Source organism: Pseudonocardia kunmingensis, assembly GCF_006716445.1.
GTDB lineage: Bacteria > Actinomycetota > Actinomycetes > Mycobacteriales > Pseudonocardiaceae > Pseudonocardia > Pseudonocardia kunmingensis.
In genome coordinates this window covers 941012-960094 of sequence record NZ_VFPA01000002.1, presented here as the reverse complement: position 1 = coordinate 960094, position 19083 = coordinate 941012, and the positions used below count along the sequence as shown (strand labels likewise).

Annotated in this window: 18 protein-coding genes; 2 read left to right on the top strand and 16 right to left on the bottom strand. The window is 70.5% G+C overall.

The features are described from left to right. Positions 1-86: 86 nt before the first annotated feature. The 7 genes from FB558_RS20370 to FB558_RS20340 are packed head-to-tail and all read right to left on the bottom strand — an operon-like array spanning position 87 to position 7407. Positions 87-1109, bottom strand: coding sequence for an Ldh family oxidoreductase (locus tag FB558_RS20370; RefSeq protein WP_142055793.1), 1023 nt, complete (start codon positions 1107-1109; stop codon positions 87-89). Continuing rightward, positions 1106-2071 carry an NAD(P)-dependent oxidoreductase gene (locus FB558_RS20365; RefSeq protein WP_142055792.1) on the bottom strand — a complete coding sequence of 322 codons (966 nt, stop codon included), beginning with the start codon at positions 2069-2071 and terminating at the stop codon, positions 1106-1108. The genes FB558_RS20370 and FB558_RS20365 overlap by 4 nt, the downstream gene beginning before the upstream one ends. Continuing rightward, positions 2068-2979 carry an NAD(P)-dependent oxidoreductase gene (locus FB558_RS20360; protein ID WP_246106693.1) on the bottom strand — a complete coding sequence of 304 codons (912 nt, stop codon included), beginning with the start codon at positions 2977-2979 and terminating at the stop codon, positions 2068-2070. Before FB558_RS20360 ends, FB558_RS20365 begins: the two co-directional genes overlap by 4 nt. Next, complete coding sequence (locus FB558_RS20355) at positions 2952-4433, bottom strand: MFS transporter (RefSeq protein ID WP_142055787.1); 1482 nt, start codon at positions 4431-4433, stop codon at positions 2952-2954. Before FB558_RS20355 ends, FB558_RS20360 begins: the two co-directional genes overlap by 28 nt. 47 nt (positions 4434-4480) lie before the next feature. Then, entirely contained in the window at positions 4481-5896 is a 1416-nt protein-coding gene (locus tag FB558_RS20350; RefSeq protein ID WP_142055785.1) for an NAD-dependent succinate-semialdehyde dehydrogenase, read from the bottom strand. Between the two features lie 60 nt (positions 5897-5956). Then, positions 5957-7120 carry a UxaA family hydrolase gene (locus tag FB558_RS20345; protein WP_142055782.1) on the bottom strand — a complete coding sequence of 388 codons (1164 nt, stop codon included), beginning with the start codon at positions 7118-7120 and terminating at the stop codon, positions 5957-5959. Continuing rightward, entirely contained in the window at positions 7099-7407 is a 309-nt protein-coding gene (locus FB558_RS20340; RefSeq protein ID WP_142055780.1) for a UxaA family hydrolase, read from the bottom strand. Before FB558_RS20340 ends, FB558_RS20345 begins: the two co-directional genes overlap by 22 nt. Before the next feature lie 139 nt (positions 7408-7546). On the opposite strand from FB558_RS20340, the gene FB558_RS20335 reads away from it, so the two are divergent. Then, positions 7547-8290, top strand: coding sequence for a FadR/GntR family transcriptional regulator (locus FB558_RS20335; RefSeq protein ID WP_246106632.1), 744 nt, complete (start codon positions 7547-7549; stop codon positions 8288-8290). Here FB558_RS20335 and FB558_RS20330 read toward each other — a convergent pair. Next, positions 8287-9624 (bottom strand): SLC13 family permease, encoded by a 1338-nt coding sequence (locus FB558_RS20330; RefSeq protein WP_142055778.1) that lies wholly within the window; start codon positions 9622-9624, stop codon positions 8287-8289. The genes FB558_RS20335 and FB558_RS20330 overlap by 4 nt on opposite strands. Positions 9625-9979: 355 nt before the next feature. Here FB558_RS20330 and FB558_RS20325 point away from each other — a divergent pair, with 355 nt between their 5' ends. Then, positions 9980-10711 (top strand): sulfite exporter TauE/SafE family protein, encoded by a 732-nt coding sequence (locus FB558_RS20325; protein ID WP_142055776.1) that lies wholly within the window; start codon positions 9980-9982, stop codon positions 10709-10711. 129 nt (positions 10712-10840) lie between these two features. Here the strand turns inward: FB558_RS20325 and FB558_RS20320 are convergent, their stop codons facing one another. From FB558_RS20320 to FB558_RS20285, 8 genes are read right to left on the bottom strand one after another with little or no spacing between them, the layout of a single operon-like run. Further along, a complete protein-coding gene (locus FB558_RS20320; RefSeq protein ID WP_142055773.1) occupies positions 10841-12049 on the bottom strand; it encodes a cytochrome P450 in 1209 nt (402 codons plus the stop codon). Positions 12050-12065: 16 nt separating this feature from the next. After that, complete coding sequence (locus tag FB558_RS20315) at positions 12066-13049, bottom strand: PDR/VanB family oxidoreductase (protein WP_142055771.1); 984 nt, start codon at positions 13047-13049, stop codon at positions 12066-12068. Beyond that, positions 13046-15049 carry a flavin-containing monooxygenase gene (locus tag FB558_RS20310; RefSeq protein WP_142055769.1) on the bottom strand — a complete coding sequence of 668 codons (2004 nt, stop codon included), beginning with the start codon at positions 15047-15049 and terminating at the stop codon, positions 13046-13048. The genes FB558_RS20315 and FB558_RS20310 overlap by 4 nt, the downstream gene beginning before the upstream one ends. Further along, complete coding sequence (locus tag FB558_RS20305) at positions 15046-15885, bottom strand: alpha/beta fold hydrolase (protein ID WP_142055767.1); 840 nt, start codon at positions 15883-15885, stop codon at positions 15046-15048. The genes FB558_RS20310 and FB558_RS20305 overlap by 4 nt, the downstream gene beginning before the upstream one ends. A 48-nt stretch (positions 15886-15933) precedes the next feature. Continuing rightward, a complete protein-coding gene (locus tag FB558_RS20300; protein ID WP_142055765.1) occupies positions 15934-16623 on the bottom strand; it encodes an SDR family NAD(P)-dependent oxidoreductase in 690 nt (229 codons plus the stop codon). Then, positions 16620-17411 carry an alpha/beta fold hydrolase gene (locus FB558_RS20295; protein ID WP_142055763.1) on the bottom strand — a complete coding sequence of 264 codons (792 nt, stop codon included), beginning with the start codon at positions 17409-17411 and terminating at the stop codon, positions 16620-16622. Before FB558_RS20295 ends, FB558_RS20300 begins: the two co-directional genes overlap by 4 nt. 53 nt (positions 17412-17464) lie before the next feature. After that, positions 17465-17656: a tautomerase family protein gene (locus FB558_RS20290; protein ID WP_142055761.1), complete on the bottom strand. Its 192-nt coding sequence runs from the start codon at positions 17654-17656 to the stop codon at positions 17465-17467. 11 nt (positions 17657-17667) lie between these two features. Beyond that, complete coding sequence (locus tag FB558_RS20285; protein ID WP_211366704.1) at positions 17668-19068, bottom strand: MFS transporter; 1401 nt, start codon at positions 19066-19068, stop codon at positions 17668-17670. Between the last annotated feature and the right edge of the window lie 15 nt (positions 19069-19083).

The window sequence follows — 19083 nt, the reverse complement described above, 5'->3', positions numbered from 1 at the left end:
TGATTATCCCGGGGTAACCGCCACGGAGCCCGAGCGGGCCCGGGCCTTTCACCTGGCCACCGAGCCGGCCCGCCCGCCCCTCGACGTCAGCCGAGCGCTCCGGTGTCCACCCCGAGCTCGCGGCCCCAGGCTTGCAGCTCCGACACAGTCTGTGTCGCGATGATCAGTTCCTGGTGAAGGGGAACGTCGGCGGGCAGGACCCGGCGGGAGCCGGGCACCCGACCACCCGCCTCCTCCACCGAGCGGGCAAGGGTGCCCAGCCGCTCGACGGCCTGGTCCCCGCCGAACCGGCGGGGGTCCAGCGTGATCAGGACGTGGCCGATCTGCTGCGGCTTCGGAGCATCCGCAGCCGCGAACATGTCCGGAACGTCGGCGGACAGGTTGGGGCCGGCGAGCCCGCCCGCGACGGCCTCGACCATGAATGCCAGGGCGAAACCCTTCGCGCCGCCCAGCGGCGACAACATCCCGTGCAGCGCGGCCTGTGGATCGGTCGTCGGGGTGCCGTCGGAGTCCAGGGCCCAGCCCTCGGGCACCGGGGTACCTGCCTTGGCCAGCGCCGCGATCTTGCCACGGGCCACCGCGCTGGTCGCGAGGTCGACGATGGCGGGCTTCGGGCCGGTGGGGATGCCCGCGGCGATCGGTGAGGTGGACAGCACCGGGGTGCTGCCGCCCCACGGGGGCATCACTGCGGGACCGTTGGAGAAGGCCAGGGTGAGGTAGCCGGCCTGCAGCCCGGGCACGGTGTAGAGGCCGAGGGCGCCGCAGTGCCCGGAGTCGGCCACGGACACCGCCGCCACCCCGAACTGCGCACAGCGCCTGACGGCCTCCTCCGCCGCGGCCCACAGCTGCCAGTGCCCGATGCCGCCCCCGCCGCTGTAGGACACCAACGGTCCGGTGTCGGTGACGGTCTCCAGCTCCGCCATGGCCGGGTAACCACCGGCCCGGATCCGCTCCAGGTAGAACGGCAGCCGCATGAGCCCGTGCGAGCCGATCCCCCACACGTCCGCTTGCACGATGCACTGAGCGGTGACGTCGGCGCGTTGCGCCGGCATGCCCGCGGAGCAGAGCAGAGCCGCGGCGATGTCCCTGGCGTCCTGGACGACCGTCATGCCGCACGCCCCCTGCGGACCGCGCCGACCATCGCCCGCGCCTCCCCACCGCTCAGCACGGCGTCGATGTCGGCGGCCAACACCTGCAGGATCGCCTGCTGGCTCTCGTGGGTGATCCCGGCGATGTGCGGGGTCAGGATCGTGGTTGGGAGGTCCTCCAGCCGTCCCCGCCCGGGTGGCGGTTCGGTGGCCCGGACGTCCAGGGCCGCGCCCGCCAGCCGGCCGGCCTCGAGCGCGTCCGCCAGCGCCTCCTCGTCCACGACCTCGCCCCGCCCGACGTTGACGAACAGGGTGTGCGGTCGCATCCGCGCCAGCAGGCTCTCCCCGACGAACCCTTCGGTCTCGGCGGTCGCCGGGAGGTGGCAGGACACGACGTCCGCGTGGGCCACCACCTCTGTCAGCGGGGCCAGCCGGATGCCGGCCTCGACCAGCGCCGGTGAGGTGGGCTCGACGTACGGGTCGTAGGCGATGGCCCGCATCCCGAACGCGTCGGCCAGCTTCCCGCACTCCCGTGCGGTCGCCCCGGCACCGAGCAGGCCCCAGGTGCCGCCGCGCAGCTCCCGGCCCGGCGCCCTGTTCCACCCGCCCGCGCGGGTGTCCCGGTCCCGCTCGACGGTGTTGCGGGCCAGAGCGAGGGCGAGGCCGAGCGCGTGCTCGGCCACGCTGCGGGCGTTGGCCCCGAGCGGCGCCGCGACCACGACACCGGCGTCGTCCGCTGCGGTGACGTCGATGTTGTCCAGCCCGACGCCCGCGCGGGCGACGATGCGCAGGTCCGGGGCAGCGGCGAGCAGCTCGGCGTCGACCTGGGTGCGGTTGCGGACCACCAGGGCGGTCGCCCCGCGCAAGGCGTCGAGCAGGCCGCCGCGGTCCTTCCAGAGTTCCGGCGCATGCTGGATGGGGTGCCGGTCGCCGAGCGCGCGCAGAGGGTCCCCCCAGACGTCCTCGGTGACGAGGATGCTCATGACCGCTCCTCCTTGTCCGCGGGGGCCGTGTCCGTGGGGGCCACGAGCTTGTGGACGGCGACGACGTCCTCGCTGCCGTACCCGTGGGCCACGGCGGCGACGAGCTGCGAGAGTCCCTGGGCCGCGACCGGCGTCGGAACCCCCCAGCGCGCCGCGGAGTCCACGGCGAGACGGACGTCCTTCGCGGCGAGCGCCGCGCCGAACCGCGGCGCGTAGTCCCCGGCGACGATCCACGGCAGCCGGACGTCCGACTGGAAGGAGAAGGCACCGGTGTCCCGCAGTGCCTCGCTGAACATGTCGGGCGTGATGCCGGCGCGGCGGGCCAGGGCGTAGCCCTCGGCGAGCACGGCCACGTTGGTCATCCCGATCATGTTCGAGACGAGCTTGAACATGGCGGCAGCACCCGGCGAGCCGAAGTCGTAGGTCTTCTCCCCCATGCGCGCGAACAGGGGGCGGAGGGTCTCGACGGCGTCGGCGGGGCCGCCGACGAACAGCGGGATCGCCCCCTGCTCGGCCGCGGCGGGTGTCTTGCCCAGCGCGCAGTGCACGAAGGCGTGCCCCGCGTCCCCGAGCGCCGCGGTCAACGCATCGGCCGTGGCGGGGTCGATGGTCGAGACGTCGACACCGACCGCACCCTCCGCGAGGTGCGGGATCAGGTCCCCCCACACCGATCGGACGTGGTCCGGCAGCGGCAGGCTGGTGACGACGACGGCGGCGTCCTTCACGGCCGCCTCGGCGCTGTCCGCCGCGCCGGCCCCGGCATCGACGCACCGCGCGACCGCGGCGGGATCGAGGTCGTAGACGTGGACGTCGTGGCCGCCGGTGGCGAGGCGTCGCGCGACGGCTCCGCCCATGTTCCCCGCCCCGACGAAGGCGATCTTCATGACGTGGTGCTCCTGTCGTTCGATTCGGCGTGGCCGGCGCGGGCGCGCACGGCGTCGGGCTGCTCGTCGGTCTCGGCGTCGACGTCGACGTGGGTCGGGTCCCAGCGGATGACGGCGAGCACGAGCATGCCCAGCAGCGGCGCGACGGCGACCGCGTAGAACACCCCGGTCCCCAGCGCCGAGCTCAGGATCGGGAAGAAGAACAGCGAGACCATCGAGCCGATCCGCAGCATGGCCTGGCCGAAGCCGCTGCCCACACCGCGCAGCGTCGTCGGATAGCTCAGGGTCGCGATCGTCATGCCCTGGGCACCCGGCCCGTAGGCGTGGAAGAACACGAAGAGCCCGAGCAGGCCGCCGATGCCCAGCAGCGCGATTCCGGAGCCCTGCCCCAGTGCACCGAGCCCGATCAGCGCCACGAAGCACACCGCGAAGCCGCTCATCGCCAGCTTCCACGAGCCCAGCCGGTCGCTGAGCCTGACACCGACCAGGCCACCGACGACGCCGAAGAGGAGGTTGAAGATCAGCGGCCCGACGATCGAGGTGAGCCTGCCCTGCTGCAGCAGGCTTGCGATGATCACCGGCAGGGCGAAGCCGACCGCGTAGTACTGGACGGACTGCAGCGCACTCACCGCGGCGGCCTGGATGGTGCGCACGCGGTAACGCCCCTGGAACAGCCGCCGGAACTCCTTCAGCGCCGCGGGCTTGGTCGGGGCCACGACGGGGGCGTTCGGATCCGGTTCGCCGACCTGCACCTCCAGCCCGTACGAGTTCTTCAGGATGGCCGCGGCGCGGTGCAGATCGCCCTGGCCTGCGGCCCACGCCGGGGACTCGTCCATGTACTTGTGCCGGACGAGCATCACGATCAGGGCGGGCACAGCGCCGAAGCCGACGGCCCACCGCCACATGTCGGCGTGCATGTCGGCCGGCATCAGGAAGTACAGCGGTAGCAGGACGACGAAGCTCGCTCCGGTGGCGAGGTACCACATGGGCTGCCAGAGCGACACCTTGCCGCCGCGTCCGCGCAGCGCGTTGAACTCCGCAATGAAGGCGAGGGCGACGGGGAAGTCGATGCCGATGCCGATGCCCATGACGAACCGGGCGGCCGTGAGCAGCTCGTAGTTGGGGGCCACGGCGCAGGCGATGGCGGCCACCACGAAGAAGATCATGTCGGCCATGAACATCTTGTAGCGGCCGACGCGGTCGACGAGGTAGCCGCCGACGAGCGCGCCGAGCAGCGCCCCGACCATGATGGACGCGGCGACGACCCCCTCTTCGACGGGGTTCAGCCGGAAGGTCGTCGCGATGTCGTGAAGGCCGAAGGCGATGGAGGAGAAGTCGTAGGCGTCGATGAAGATGCCCCCCAGCGCGATGATCGTGATGGCGCGGGACTTGCCCCCCTTCGCACGTCCGGTGTTGATCAGGTGGTTGACGTCCGCCGCCGAGCGGATGACAGGCGGCGTGGACCGGGATCCGGGCATGGAGCTGACTTCCTTGTCGTCCTGCGGGTCATCTCGGTGGGGCAGCGTCAGATGCCCATCGACAGGTAGCGGACCTCCTCGAACTCCTCCAGGCCGGTGGCCGCGCCCTCCCGGCCGAGACCGGACTGCTTGGTCCCGCCCATCGGGGCGAAGGCGACGCTGGGCAGGGCGTTGTTGATCCCGACGATGCCGTTGTCCAGGTGCTCGGCGACGCGCCAGACCCGCGCCTGGTCGCGGGTGTAGAAGTAGGCGGCGAGGCCCATCTCGGTGCCGTTGGCCAGCGCGAGGGCCTCCGACTCGGTGCGGAAGGCGAAGATCCCGGCCGCCGGTCCGAAGACCTCCTCGCGGGCGAGGCCGACGTGGGACGGAACGTCGGTGAGGATCACCGGTGCGGCGAACGCCGGCCCAGGCAGGTCGAAGTCGCGGGTGACCTTCTTGGCCCCGGCCGCGAGCGCCTCGTCCACGAGCTCCTGGACGACGGTCACCCTGGCCTCGTCGATGCACGGGCCGAGGTCGGGCACCGGCTCGGCCAGTCCGTCGCCGACGGACATCGCGTCAACGGCTGCGGCGAGCTTGTCCGTGAACTCCTGCTGGACATCCGCGTGGACGAGGAAGCGGTTCGCGCCGATGCAGGACTGGCCGGTGTTGCGGAACTTGGCCAGCATCGCGCCCTCCACCGCGGCGTCGACGTCGGCGTCGTCGAACACGATGAACGGGGCGTTGCCGCCCAGCTCGAGCAGCGGCCGCACGATCCGGTCGCCGGCCTTCTGCATGATCGACCGGCCGACGCCGGTGGACCCGGTGAACGACACGACGCGTACCGCGGGGTGGGAGAGGTAGGCATCGGTGATCTCGGCGGCGGGCCCGTGCACGAGGTTGAGCACGCCCGCGGGCAGGCCTGCGTCCTGCAGGCAGCGGATCATCTCGACGGCGGCGAGCGGCGCCTTCTCCGACACCCGCGCGACGACGGTGCAGCCTGCAGCCAGCGCCGGGGCGAGCTTGCGGGCCTGGATCGAGCAGGGGAAGTTCCAGGGCGTCAGGCTCGCGACGACACCTGCGGGGCGGCGGATGCTCACGTGCCGACGGTCGGCGGCCTCGTACGGGTGCACGGCACCCGCCGGGCGCCGGACCTCCTCGGCGAACCAGCGGAAGTACTCGGCGGAGAAGCCGATCTCGCCGACGGCCTCGGGACGCCTCTTGCCCGCCTCGCGGGCGAGCAGGGCGCCGAACTCCGGCGCGCGCTCGCGGATCAGCTCCGCGGCGCGCAGCAGGATGTCGGCCCTCGCGCGGCCCGGCGTGTCGGCCCAGGCCGGGAACGCGGCCGCCGCGGCGTCGGCGGCCGCGGTCGCCTCGGCGGCGCCGCCGTAGCCGATGTGGCCGACGACCGATCCGTCGACCGGGTTGACGACTGCGCGGCGTTCGGCCGGGTCGCTCCACCGGCCGTCGATCAGGGTGGTGCCCATCTCGTCCTCTCGTCGGGGGCGGGCGGGGGCGACCCGTGGTGGGCCGCCACCGCCCGTCGATCACGCGCTCTCGTAGAGCCGAGTGAAGACGTACTCCCGGTGGCCCATGACCTCGGCGCAGGCGAGCCGCCCGTTGATGGAGCGATCGACGACCTCCATCAGCCGGTCGCCCGCCGCGGTGAGGTCGTACTCGCGGCGCAGCAGCCCCGAGCAGTCGAGGTCGATGTGCTCGGACATCGTCTCGGCGGTGACGGGGTTGGCCGTCAGCTTGATCACCGGCTCGATGGGGTTGCCGATCACGTTGCCCTGGCCCGTGGGGAACAGGTGGATCGCCGCGCCGGCCGCGGCCATGAGCGTGATGCATTCGGCGGCCGCGGACGAGGTGTCCATGAAGTACAGGCCCGGGGTGTTGCCGGGGGCCTCGGCCTTGTCGAGGGCACCGATGACGGGCTTGGTGCCGGTCTTGGCGATGTTGCCCATCGCCTTCTCCTCGATGGTCGAGAGGCCGCCGCGGATGTTGCCCTGGGTGGGCTGCGAGCCGAGCAGGTTGGCGCCGGTCTTCTCGATCATCTCGAGGTAGCCGTCGTAGATCTCCTGGAAGCGGTTCCGGACGGCGTCGTCGACGCAGCGCTCGGCGATGAGGTGCTCCCCACCGGTCAGCTCGCTGGTCTCGCCGAACAGGACCGTGCCCCCGGCGTCCACCCAGCGGTCGACAGCCTCGGCGGTGGTCGGGCACGACCCGAGACCACTCGTGGTGTCCGACTCACCGCACTTGATCGAGAGCATGATGTCGGCGCGCTCGACGGCCTCGCGCTGCTTCTCGGAGTCGTCCTGGAGGAACCTCGCCGCGACCCGGGCAGCGCTCTCGATCGTGCGCAGGTCACCGTGCCGCTCGATGGAGAAGCCCTGGACCTTCTTTCCCGTCTTCGCGATGCCCTCGACGACCCGCTCGGTCCAGGTCGGCTCGATGCCGATCACGACCACGGACGCCACGTTGGGGTTCGAGCCGGTGCCGATGAGGGTCCGGAAGGTCAGGTCCAGGTCCGGGCCGAACTGCAGGCGGCCGAACGCGTGCGGCAGCGCCAGCGTCCCCGGCACGACCTTCGCGACGGCCTCGGCGGCGGCGTTCGACAGGTCGTCGACGGGCAGGATGACCGTGTGGTTGCGGATGCCGACCGCGCCGTTGTCGCGGCGGTACCCGGTCAGGCGACGCTGTTCTGCCACCGTGCGCTCCTCGCGTTGTGGACGTGGACGTAGTCGCCCTTGCCGATGTTCGCGGTGGCCCGACCGACCCGCTGCCCGTACTCGGTGACGTCGGCGCCCTCGGCGATGTCGACCAAGGCGAGCTTGTGGCCCAGCGGGACGGGGTGGTTGACCTCGATGCTCACCGAGTCCGGCTTGCGCAGGTAGCCGCCCTCGACGACACCAGGCTCGAGATCGCGGACCGCGACCGCCACGACGTCCCCGTCGTGGTGGACGAGGAACCCGGGAGGCCCGGATGCGTTGACCATCTCCACTCCTTTGGCTAGAGGTCTTACCACTTCGACGGTAACTGACCCGGGAGGTCGACACAAGGGCACGCGAACGGTGAGAGGTAAACTGGTCTGGCCTCTTCGGAGTCAAACGCAAGCACGAGCAGGGGGTCACGCCGTGGCGGTCGACAGCAGCATGTGGGTTCCGCTCCAGCAGGGGCGCGTGGCCGACCTCATCGCGGACCGGATCCTGCAGCTCATCCGCTCCGAACAGCTACACCCCGGCAGCAGGCTCCCCGCTGAGCGTGAGCTGGCCTCGCTGCTCGGCACGAGCAGGCCGTCTCTGCGGGAGGCCCTGCGTTCCCTGCAGGCCAAAGGGCACGTCGAGATCCGGCACGGGGCAGGCGTGTTCGTCACCGACCCGGCGACATCCCGTTCCCTGCGCGCCGCGGTGTTCGCCGAGGAGATGAGCCTGACCGAGCTGTTCGACATGCGCGAGGTGCTGGAGCTGCCCGCCGTGGCGTGGGCCGCGACCAACCAGGACACCGAGCGGCTGGCCAAGGTGCAGGACGCGTACGACGCCCTCGACGCCGCCTCCGCCCAGGAGGACGTCGACTGGGCGCTGCTGCAGAAGCTCGACGCCGCCTTCCACCTGAGCATCGTCGAGGCCGCAGGCAATCGCTTCCTCAGCCAGACACTCACCGTGCTGCAGGACATCCTCGCCCGCGGCATGGAGACCACCCTGCAGCTGCCCGGGAGACTCCAGAAGTCCCGGATCGACCACCGCCGGATCCTCGACGCCGTACTCGCAGGTGACCCCGCGGCCGCCCGGAAGGCCGCCGCGGCGCACATCCTCGGCGCTCGCCAGGCCGCAGTCGCCCGCGTGCGCAACGAGACCGAGGCCTCCCCCGGCCAGCGCTAGCTCGGCAGCACGAAGACAAGCCAGGTCGACAGGGGAGCTGCCACGATCAAGGCCCCTCCCCAGCACAGAAGCTGCCGGAACACCACGTCCCGCTTGTCCGCCGGCGCGTTGGCGACGACCAGCGCGCCGGTGGACGAGAGCGGGCTGGCGTCGACGACGAGCGCCGAGAGCGCGAGAGCGGTGATCACCGCAGTCGGATTGAGACCGGAGCCGAGAAGCAGCGGGACGACCAGCGGCACGAGGGCCCCGAGCATGCCGATCGTCGACGCGATAGCCGATCCCACCGCCCCGATGACGCAGACCACCAGGACGCCTAGGGCAGGAACCCCGATCGCGGCGACGCCCTGACCGAGGAAGTCGATCGTGCCGACCTCCTGCAGCAGGTCGATGTAGGTCAGAGTTCCGCAGACGAGCAGCACGGTGGCCCACGCGACCTGACTCACCGCGGCGCGACCGGTGCGGGGAGAGACGATCGAGAGCACGACGGCGACACTCATGGCGAGAATGCCCACGTCGAGGTCGAACGCGAGGCCACCGCCTGCGAGGACGAGAAGACCGGCAAGAGTCGTCGCTCTGATCAGGTTCAGGCGCGCACGGTCACCCACGTTCTGCTCACCCGATACGCCCTCCGCGTGCGATCCGGCGGCCGGTCCGGGCGGCGGCCCTGACGATGAACCGTCGAGGAGACCGACCGACGCCGCAACCACCTGATCGCCAGCACTGACCCGACGCAGCCGGCCGCCGCCGAAGAGGAAGAAGCCCGCGATGCCCAGCGCGACGTTGAACGCGGCGGCACTGAAGAACAGGGCGCCGGCATCCAGGTCCAGGCCGTTGCGCTGCGCTACCTCGCGGCAGATGCTCCCCAGGACGCTTGTGGGCGCGAGACCACCCGCGGCGCCTCCGTTGACGACCATCAGCCCCATCAGCAACGGGTGCAGGTCGTACCGACGGGAGAATTCGAGCGCGACCGGCGCGACGACGGCGATCACCGCGACGAGCGGTGCACCTGCCATGGCGAGCAGCCCGGTGATCGCAAACAATACCCACGGGACAAGGCCGAGTCGCCCACCGACCATTCGTACGCCGGAGCTGAGAAGCCAGGCGATCGTTCCGTTGTCGCGAGCGATCGCGAACAGGTAGGTGACTCCGACCAGAGTGACGAACAGCCCCGACGGGAAGCCATGTGAGATCGCGTCGTCGATCGGGATCCCGGCAAACAGGGTACTGATGGCGAATGTGGCCACGAAGGCGACTGCGCCCATATTGATGCCGACGGTCATGGTGATCACGAAGACCAGCGCCAGGCCGACCAGGGCGACGATCTCGATGGGCATCGTTACTCCACTCCCGCGTTCACGACCGCAGCAGATGCAATACGAGTGGGTCCGGCGTCCGTGGCCGCCATGAGCGGTCCGGCACGGACAGGTCGCTCTGCCGACGCAGTCCTGCTCGAGTCGAGAGGAATCACGATGGTCTCCCTTGGTGCTCATCGTTGAACCAGGGCGCACGGGGAACGCTCGCGGCGGCCGGTCACCTTGCCGCCTGGACGATTGGCCGGAGGTCTTACCAGTACCTTGACACCGGCGAGAGAGACGCGCAAGGGTCGCCGAGGCCGCGAAGCAAGCTGAGCTCCGTCACGACGGGTTGCAACCAGGGGCGGTACCGGACGAGGACTGGAGCGAGGAGCAGATGACGCCGATGCTGATCGCCGCGGCGGCCTGCGTGGCCGCCGCGGCCGTTGTCGGCGGCATCACCGGCTTCGCCACCTCCCTCCTGGTGACGCCCGCTCTGCTACTACTCGGCTTCGGGATCTCCGAGGTGGTCGTGATCAATCTGACCGCTACCCTCGTCACCCGCACGGCCGCCCTGTGGACGCTGCGCAGACACATCGACCGGCGCGCCGTCTGCCTGCTCGCAGGCGGCGGCCTTCCGGGCGCTGTTGCCGGCGCGCTGACCGCCTCCCACATCGATCCCGCAGTGCTCACGGTCGTTGCCGGTGTCGCCGTGGCGCTCGCGGGTCTCCACATGCTGCTCACGCGACCGCCCGGGCGTCCCCGAGGCATCGGCCCGGCATCCTTCGTGGCCGTCGGAACGATCGGCGGTTACCTGTCGACCACGATCTCCCTGAACGGTCCCCCCGTCGCGATCCTGCTCGGTCGCACACCGCGCACGCCCACTCAGTTCGTCGCCGACTTCGCCGGCTACTTCGTGGCCGTCAACGCCATCTCACTCGGCACGCTCGTGATCTACGGCCGGATCGACTGGACCATCTTCTGGCCCGTCGTGCCGGTACTCGTCGGAGCCGCCCTGGTGGGAAACCGGGTGGGGATGACGTTGCACCCGCGAATTCCCGTGCGCACCTTTCGGCTTCTGGTATCCATACTCGTGGTCATCGCCGGGCTCGCGACGATCGCGGCGTGACGGTCGCCGTCCGGATTGTGTCCGCGACGGACCCGAGCGGGTCGTCGGTCTGGTGCGCGGACGACCGGCACCAGCCCCTGGAGCGCCTGGAGGCTGTGCCGATCCGCCTGTAATACACCGAGGTCATCTTCAGCGGCTCAGGCGCACGCGAAGACTTTCCCATGTTTGCAGAGTGTTGTTCAGTCCACGGCGCGGCTCACCGATGAGTTCGATGTGGCGAACCTTCCGGGCGAGGACGGTGAGGAGTGCCTCGGCCTCGGTCCGCGCCACGTGCTGTCCGACGCACTGGTGCAGCCCCATCCCGAATCCGAGGTGACCGGACGGGTCGCGGTCCAGCGTGAAGGTGTCCGGATCGGTCCACCGCCGCGGATCACGATTCGCCGCGCCGAGCAGCAGCATGATCTTGCGATGCTTGCCGAGGTGCGTCCCGGCGAGCTCGACGGGCTCGGCAGTGGTGTGGAAGACGATCTGCAGCGGCGACGCCCAGCGCACGGCCTCGTCGAAGGCGCGACGGGACAGTTCCGGTGCGCCGCGCAGCCGCTCCCACTCCGCGGGGTGGGTGGCGAAGGCGTAGAGGATCCACGCGATTCCGTGGATGGTGGTGTCGATGCCCGCCGAGAGCAGTGAGCGAACCACGAGCGGGGCCTGGTCCGGGGTGATCTCCCCGCGGTCGGCGGCCGTCCAGATGTCTGCACCGAAGCCCTCCGGAGCGAGGTTCTCCCGCCGGCACAGGTCGCTCACCCACTGGGACAGTTCGGCCAGCCTGGCGGCGCTGCGCCGGAAGTTCTCGTTCTGCGGACCGAACGCGTTGAAGACCAGGTCGCCGTAGGCGAGGAGGTTCTCACGTCCCTCGTTCGGCAGGCCGACAGCGTCGGGGAAGACCTTGAGCGGGAACGCGGCGGCGATCTCGGTCATCGCGTCGGCCTCGCCGCCCCGGGCGATGACACGATCGACGAGCTCCTCCGCCTCCTGGATCCACAGCTCGCGGAGCCTTCTGAGCTTGCGCATGCTGAGCACGTCGGTGAGGACCCGCCGCGGTGCGTCGTGCTCAGGCGGGTCGGCTTCGGTGGGGGTGGCCGGAGGGCGCCACGGCTTCTCGGTGTGGAAGTTGGCCAGTCCCACCCCCGCACCGACCTGGAACTGCTGCCAGTTCGAGAGCACCTCCCGGACCTGGTCGAAGCGGCCGGTCGCGTAGACGTCGTACGTGCTCATGTGGACCACGGGTGCCTTCTCGCGCACCTCGCGCTGCAGAACACTGCGGTCCACCAGGTGCTCGTCGGCGAAGACATCGATGTCGCTCGCGGCGACAGCGGACGGATCGTGGAAATCAGTCGTCATCGTGGCTCCGCTCCCGCTATAGGTCGAGGCTGATGTGGTCGGTGCGGGCGCGCGAGACGCAGACGAGCATGCAGTCCCCGGCCGCCCGGTCCGCGTCGGTGAGGACGCTGTCCCGGTGGTCGGGCGTGCCCGCCACGACAGCCACCTCGCAGGTACCGCAGGTGCCCTGCCTGCAGGAGGACAGGATGCCGATCCCGGCGGTCGCGAGAACGTCGAGGATGCTCTGTCCCGGGCGGACCTCGAGCCGTCGACCGGAGCGACTCAGTGTCACGGCGAACGACTGGTCCACGGCCCGGTCCTGGCTCGCGGCGACGAAGCGTTCGGTCCTCAGTGTGTAGGGCGGCCAGCCCGCGCACGCTGCAGCCGCGGCATCGAGCAACCCGGCCGGCCCGCAGCAGTACACCCTCGTCGCCGGATCGGGTGCGCCGAGCCACCCGGCGACGTCGAGGAGCCCGACCTCGTCCTGCGGGGCTACGTCGACCCGTCCCCCGAGACGCTCCAGCTCGTCGAGGAACGCCATTGATGGTCGGCGGCGTCCCCCGTAGAGCAGCCTCCACTCCCGCCCCGTCCGCACGGCCTGCTGGATCATCGGCAGCAGTGGGGTGATGCCGATCCCGCCCGCGATGAAGGCGTACCGGTCGGCGGGGACCATGGGAAAGTTGTTGCGCGGGCCGCCGTGGGCCAGGACGTCGCCTTCGCGGAGCTCGGCGTGGATCCACTCCGACCCGCCCCGGCTGTGCGGCTCGCGGAGGACCGCGATGCGGTACCGGTGACCGTCCCATCGGTCGCCGCACAGCGAGTACTGGCGCACCACCCCGTCCGGCAGGATGAGGTCGAGGTGGGAGCCGGGCGTCCAGGGCGCCAGGCGATTGCCGGCGGGGTCGGCCAGGGTGAGCGCCAGCACGTCCTCGGCCACCTGCTCGCGCCGGACCACGCGCAGCGCACTGGCGGAGGCCGGATCAGCGGTTGCGCACGTGGGCGCGCCGAGCGCGTGCGTCATCGGGCGCCTTCCAGCTCCCCGGACAGCCGGAGTGCGGCCAGGTCCGGCTCCCGGGTGCGCCGGTAGTACTCCTGCAGGGAGAACGGCCAGACCTGCGATGCCCGGCCGTACCGGTTGCGGTACCAGGTGCTGACGGTCGCGACGCCCCACGCGCGGCGCTCGTTCCCCCGATCCACCTCGGCGCAGAACTCGTCCATCGCCTGCCGACTCGGTTCCATGACCTTCTTCCGGCTGCGCAGCAACTCGCCGATGCATTCGACGGTGTACTCGGCGGCGCACTCGGCCATGAACAGCGAACTGCCGTTGACGACGACGCCGGTGTTGGGCCCCATCAGCATGAAGAGGTTGGGGAACCCGGTCACGGTGACGCCGAGGTGGGCGCGGGCATCCCCGTTCCAGAACTCGTGCAGGTCCTGGCCCTCGCGGCCGGTCACGACGATCGGCTCGAGGTAGTCGGAGGCGCGGAAGCCGGTAGCGTAGACGATCAGATCGACCTCGTGCAGCGTCCCGTCGGAGGTCCTGATGCCCTCGGGGGTGACCGCGTCGATCCCGTCCGTCACGAGGTCGACGTGCGGCATCTTCAGTGTGGCCGCCCAGACGCCGTTGTCCCGGGTCATCCGCTTCGCCCCCGGCGGATAGCGGGGCGTCATCTTCTCCAGCAGGTCGGGGCGGTCACCAACCTGGGCACGCAGGTGCTCGAGCAGCTGCCGCCTGAGCTCTGCGTTGTTCGCAGAGGTGCTGTCGTCCCGGGTCCATTCCGGATCGGCCTCGACGAACGGGAGGCGTCCTTCGGCCGCCAACCAGAACTGCCAGAACCGGTACCAGCGGCCGTAGTACGGGACGTGCCGGAGCAACCACTGCATCCCGGGCGGGATGTCCCGGTGGTATCCGGGGGTGGGCAGCATCCACGGCGCGTTCCGTTGGAAGACGCTCAGGTGGGCGACGTGGTCGGCGATGGACGGCGCGATCTGGTAGGCGCTCGCGCCGGTCCCGACCACGGCGACCCGCAGACCGGTGAGGTCGACGGTGGGGTCCCACCGCGACGAGTGGAACCACCGTCCGCCGAACGAGTCGCGCCCCGGGATGTCCGGGATGTTGGGCAGGTTGAGCTGACCGACGGCGGTGACGACGGCGTTGACTCGGTGCCGGCTGGACGTGCCGTCCCCGGTGCGCGTGGTCAGCGTCCACATCTGGTCGTGGTCGTCGTAGCGCGCCTCCGTGACCTCGGTGCCGAACCGGATCCGGGGCCGGAGCCCGAAGCCGGTGGCCACGTCGCACAGGTAATCCTCGATCTGCTGCTGTCGGGAGAACTGCTGGGGCCAGTCCGGCTTCTGGGCGAACGAGTAGCTGTAGGCGAAGTTGGGAGTGTCCAGGCGGCAGCCCGGGTAGATGTTCTCCCACCAGGTGCCACCGACCTCGGCGTTCTTCTCGAACACGATGTGCTCGACGCCGGCCTGCTGCAGCCGGTACGCCGCCGCCATCCCGGAGATCCCCGCGCCGATGATCGCAACGGTGAAGGGCACCGTGGGCGCGATCGCGTCCTTGCGCCACGTGGGGGCGCCGTAGTCATGGGGAAGCCCGAGTTCATGACGCAGAAGGGGCAGGTACTCCTCCCCCGCACCCTTGGTCAGGAACCGCATGATGGTGGCGAGCAGCTCGGGGCCCGGCTCGCCGACCGGAACCGATCCGCGGTCGCGGAAGCGCGCGAGCGCCCCGACGGCGAGGCGGCGGGCGTGCTGCTGGGCCTCTGCGCTCAATCCGCCCTGCGGCGCGATCGTGGAGTCCATCGGCGGGATCGGCGGTGTGACCTCGTCGACGAGCAGCCCCGGGTCGGCGTTGACGAGCGCGAGCGCCGCGAGCAGTGCGGGCAGTTCCGCCTCCGACACGGCGTCGGCCAGGAACACGTCGTCCTCCTCGAGGGGGAGGAACTCGTCGTAACGGCGGGCGCCGCCGGCCGGCTCGGTCAGCGGCGAGGTCGAGATCGGCGATGTCGAAGTCATTGCGCGTCTCCGTCGAGGAAGTCGAGGACGAGGCGCGCGGTCTCGCCGGGGGCATCGACGTTCGGTTCGTGCGCGTGGTCCACCTCGGTCGCATACGCACCGGGAGCGATGTCGGCGAGCTTCTTCGCCCAGCCCTTCTCCAGCAACACGTCGTGTCGGCCCTCCACGAGCAGCACGGGCGTGCTGACGGTGGCCCAGTTCTCCAGGAAAGGGTCCGGCGGCAGCTTCCGTTCCACCGCGGGGTTGCTCAGCCTGGGGGCGGCCATCGCTTCCCAGTGACCCGGGATGAGGCTGTTCTCATAGCGGGCCCGCACATGTGCCTGCATGCCTTCGGTGCTCCGCACGACGAGCCCGGTCATGCGCTCAGCGTCCGCCAGACTCGGCGTGTAGTCGGCGAGGGCCGCGATTCCCTCGGGAAGCCGGTAGGGACCTCCGGTCCCAGAGATGCTGACCGCCCGGTCAACCGGCCAGGGACGGGCCGGGTCGGTCACGGCGCGCAGGAGCAGCGAACCGCCGAAGGACGCCCCGACGAAATGGGCGGTGCGCACACCGAGTTCGGCGCAGAACGCCGCCACGTGCGCGACCCGCGGCACATAGGGCGACCGGTCGAGGAAGACGACCTTGTCGGTGCTGCCCCAGCCCAGGAGCTCCGGGGCCAGGACGTGGTAGCGCTCGGCGAGCGGGGTGATCATACCTCCCCAGCACAGCTCGGCGGTGGTGCCGAACCCACCGTCGTGGATCAGGACGACCGTCTGCTTGCTGGGGTCGCCCGCTTCGAGGTATCCGGTGCGAAACCCGCCTGCGACAACGGTCTTCGTCTCGTAGGTGCTGGTCACAGGTGTCCTTTCGGTGCCGCGGCAGTTGCTGCTATCGGGCGTGCCTTGCTAGTGCTTGACGGAGCCCCCGTCGACGCAGAGCGTCTGCCCGGTGACGAAAGCGGCTCCTTCGGAGAGCAGGAACCGGACAGGGCCGACGAGGTCGTCGGGAACGGCCCGTCGCTTGATCGCCCGTCCGGCGATGTTGGCCTCCTCGGTGTGCGCCATGTCCGCGATCATCGGAGTGGCGGTGATCCCGGGACTCACCACGTTGACGGTGATCCCGTCCTCGCCGAGTTCCTCGGCCAGGCACCGCGCGAACCCGATGACGCCCGCCTTCGAGGCGACATAGGCGAACAGGTTCCTCGGGCCCTTGAAGACGGTGCCCGACGCGAACAGCACGATCCGACCACCTCGGGGCATCAGCGGAACCACGGTCTGGGTGAGACCGATCGTCCCCTCGAGGTTCGTGCGCAGGATCCGTTCCCACATCTCGCGCGGGGTGTCGGCGAACGAGGACCACTGGCCGACGGCGGCGCAGTGCACGAGGTCGTGGATCTCCCGTCCCGCGAGCGCCTCGGACAGCGCCCCGATCCCCTCGGCGGTGCCGAGGTCGGTCTGCAGGTACGTCTCGGGCGCCTCGGCCTCCGGGCGGGGGGCGATGTCGGCGACGAACACCCGGTGGCCGTCCGCGCGCAGTGCCGCCGCCATGGCTTGCCCGATCCCGCTGGCACCGCCCGTGACGATCGTGTTCCTCATGCGGGGGTCTCCTCGTGCCTCTTCTGCAGCCCGGCATCAACGCTGCCGAGAAACGAGGTCAGGATCTTGTTGAACCCGCCGGCGTTCTCCAGGCAGGACAGGTGCCCTGCCCCGGCCACCACCTCCAGAGCCGCACCGTCGATGCCGTCGGCGATCTCCTGGGACCGCTGCAGCGGCGCCTTGTGGTCGTGTTCGCCCGCCACGACGAGCGTGGGGCAGGCGATGAGCGAGAACCACGGGGTGACGTCCGCCCGGAAGGTGACCTCTACCGAGCTGAGGTAGGCGCCGGGGTGAACGGCGGCGATGGCGCCGCGCAAGGCCGAGTGGTCCTCCTCGTCGATCACGCGGGTGAGGGTCTGCGCGAGGTACTGCTCGGCGAAGGCGTCCATCCCGGCGGCGATCCCCTCGGCCGCTCCCTGCACACGCGCCTCGGCAACGTCGGCAGGAAGGCGGGCGAAGGAGTTCGCGACCACGAGGCTGCGCACCTTCTCCGGGTGCGTTCCCGCGTAGGCGACGGCCTGCAGCCCGCCCATCGACAGGCCGACCAGGTGGACGGGGCCCCGGTCCTGGAGCACCCGGTCCAGATCCGAGACCCAGCCGGTGAGAGTTGCCTCTCCCGGCCAGTCCGCCTCCCCGTGCCCTCTGGTCTCCGGGGTCAACACCTCGTACGCGTCCGACAGCGCCGGTACCTGGCGGCGCCAGAGTCGGCGATCCGTGCCCAGGCTGTGCAGGAGGACGACAGTGTGGCGATCCCCATCGTGTGCGGGAGCGGTGACTGGGTGGGGCATGGGAACCTTTCTGGGCTGAGGGGCCGCGCGCTGGGGCCCGGTCGCGGCGGCGGTCAGGCGTTCTTGTGCACGAGCGCGCGCCCGTTGACGCCCCACCGGTCCGCGCTGACGCGTTCGATCAGAACGTGGATGGCCTCGGGCTTCGCCTGCGTCACGGAGGCGTAGACGTCCGTGAGCGAGGCGATGAGCTCGTCGGCCTGATCAGCGGTCAGGGGCGAAGCGTGCTTGATGTTGATGATCGGCATCGCGGCGGTTCCTATTCGTTGGCCGGCTGGGCGGCTTCGGTGGACGGGAGCGGTGACGCGGAGGTCGAGTGGGGCACGTGTGCCGGGCGAGCGGTGGGGCCGGCGTGCTCGCCCAGGCCGAGATGCCTCGTCTCGCCGACGACGAGCACCCCGAGCACCATCACGATCGCGGCGATTGTGATGCCGATGGCCAGGCGACCGGGGAGGTCAGCCACTTCCGGGCTCAGCGCCGTGATCACGGACGGCGTGATGCCCCCGATCGCGAAGCCGAGGTTCCAGGACAGCCCCGTACCGGTAGCGCGGATCTCGGTGGGGAACCGCTCGTTGAGGAAGATGAGGATCGGCGCGGACGCGGACATCATCATGATCGCCATAACGGTGGACAGGACGGCAACCGTGAGCGCGTCGGCCGGACCCAGCGACGCCATCCAGAGGTACAGCACGGGGAGCGTGACCAGGTTCGGCAGCCCAAAGCCCAGGAACACCGCGCGCCTGCCGAACCGGTCAGACAGGTGACCGCCGAGGACACCCCCCGCGATGACTCCGGCGTTGGCCACGATCAGAAGGACGGCCGCCGCGGTCTTGTCGAAGCCGATGTTCCGCTCGAAGAAGGTCGGGAAGACGCCCAGCGTGAGGTAATAGGTGGTGGCGCCGCCCGCGGCGATCGCGATGTTGAGCAGGAACGCGGTGCGGTAGCGGGGACCGACCAGCTCACGCAGAGGGGACTTGCGCGCCGCCGGCGCGCTCGACGTCCCCTTCCACAGCGGCGACTCGTCGGTTCTGCGGTAGATGTAGAAGCTAAAGGCGGCCGTGAGCAGGCCGGTGAAGAACAGCACGCGCCATCCGTACGACGCGAACGCCTCGCCGGGGAACAGCCAGGCCACCAGGAAGTACATCATCGAGGCGACCACGGCGCCTGCGCCGGCACCTCCGCCGGCCACCACGCCGGACATGAGGCCGCGGTGCCGGGCGGGGACCGTCTCGGTACCGAGCGTGTGCGTGGACACGACGACCCCGCCGACGAAGATCCCCTGGATCACCCGCAGGACGAGGAAGACCAACGGCGCGAGGAGCCCCGCGGCGGCGTACGTCGGCACCGCGCCCATCAGAGCGGTCGACAGGCCGACACCGAGGATGGCCACGAGCATCGCCCGCTTGCGCCCGTTGCGGTCGGCGTAGGCCCCGAAGATCGCCGAACCCAGCGGGCGGAACAGCAGCGTGACCGCGAAGGAGGCGTAGACGAACGTCAGCTGCAGCGTCGCGTTGTCGGACGGGAAGAGCAACGGGCCGATGGTCGAGGCCAGGTAGAGGATGATGGTCAGGTCATAGAGATCCATGGCCCAACCGGCGATCGACGCGATACCTGCGGCGCGGACCTGCTTGCCGCCCGCTGCGTCATGGGTTTCGCCCAAGACGACCTCCTTGTC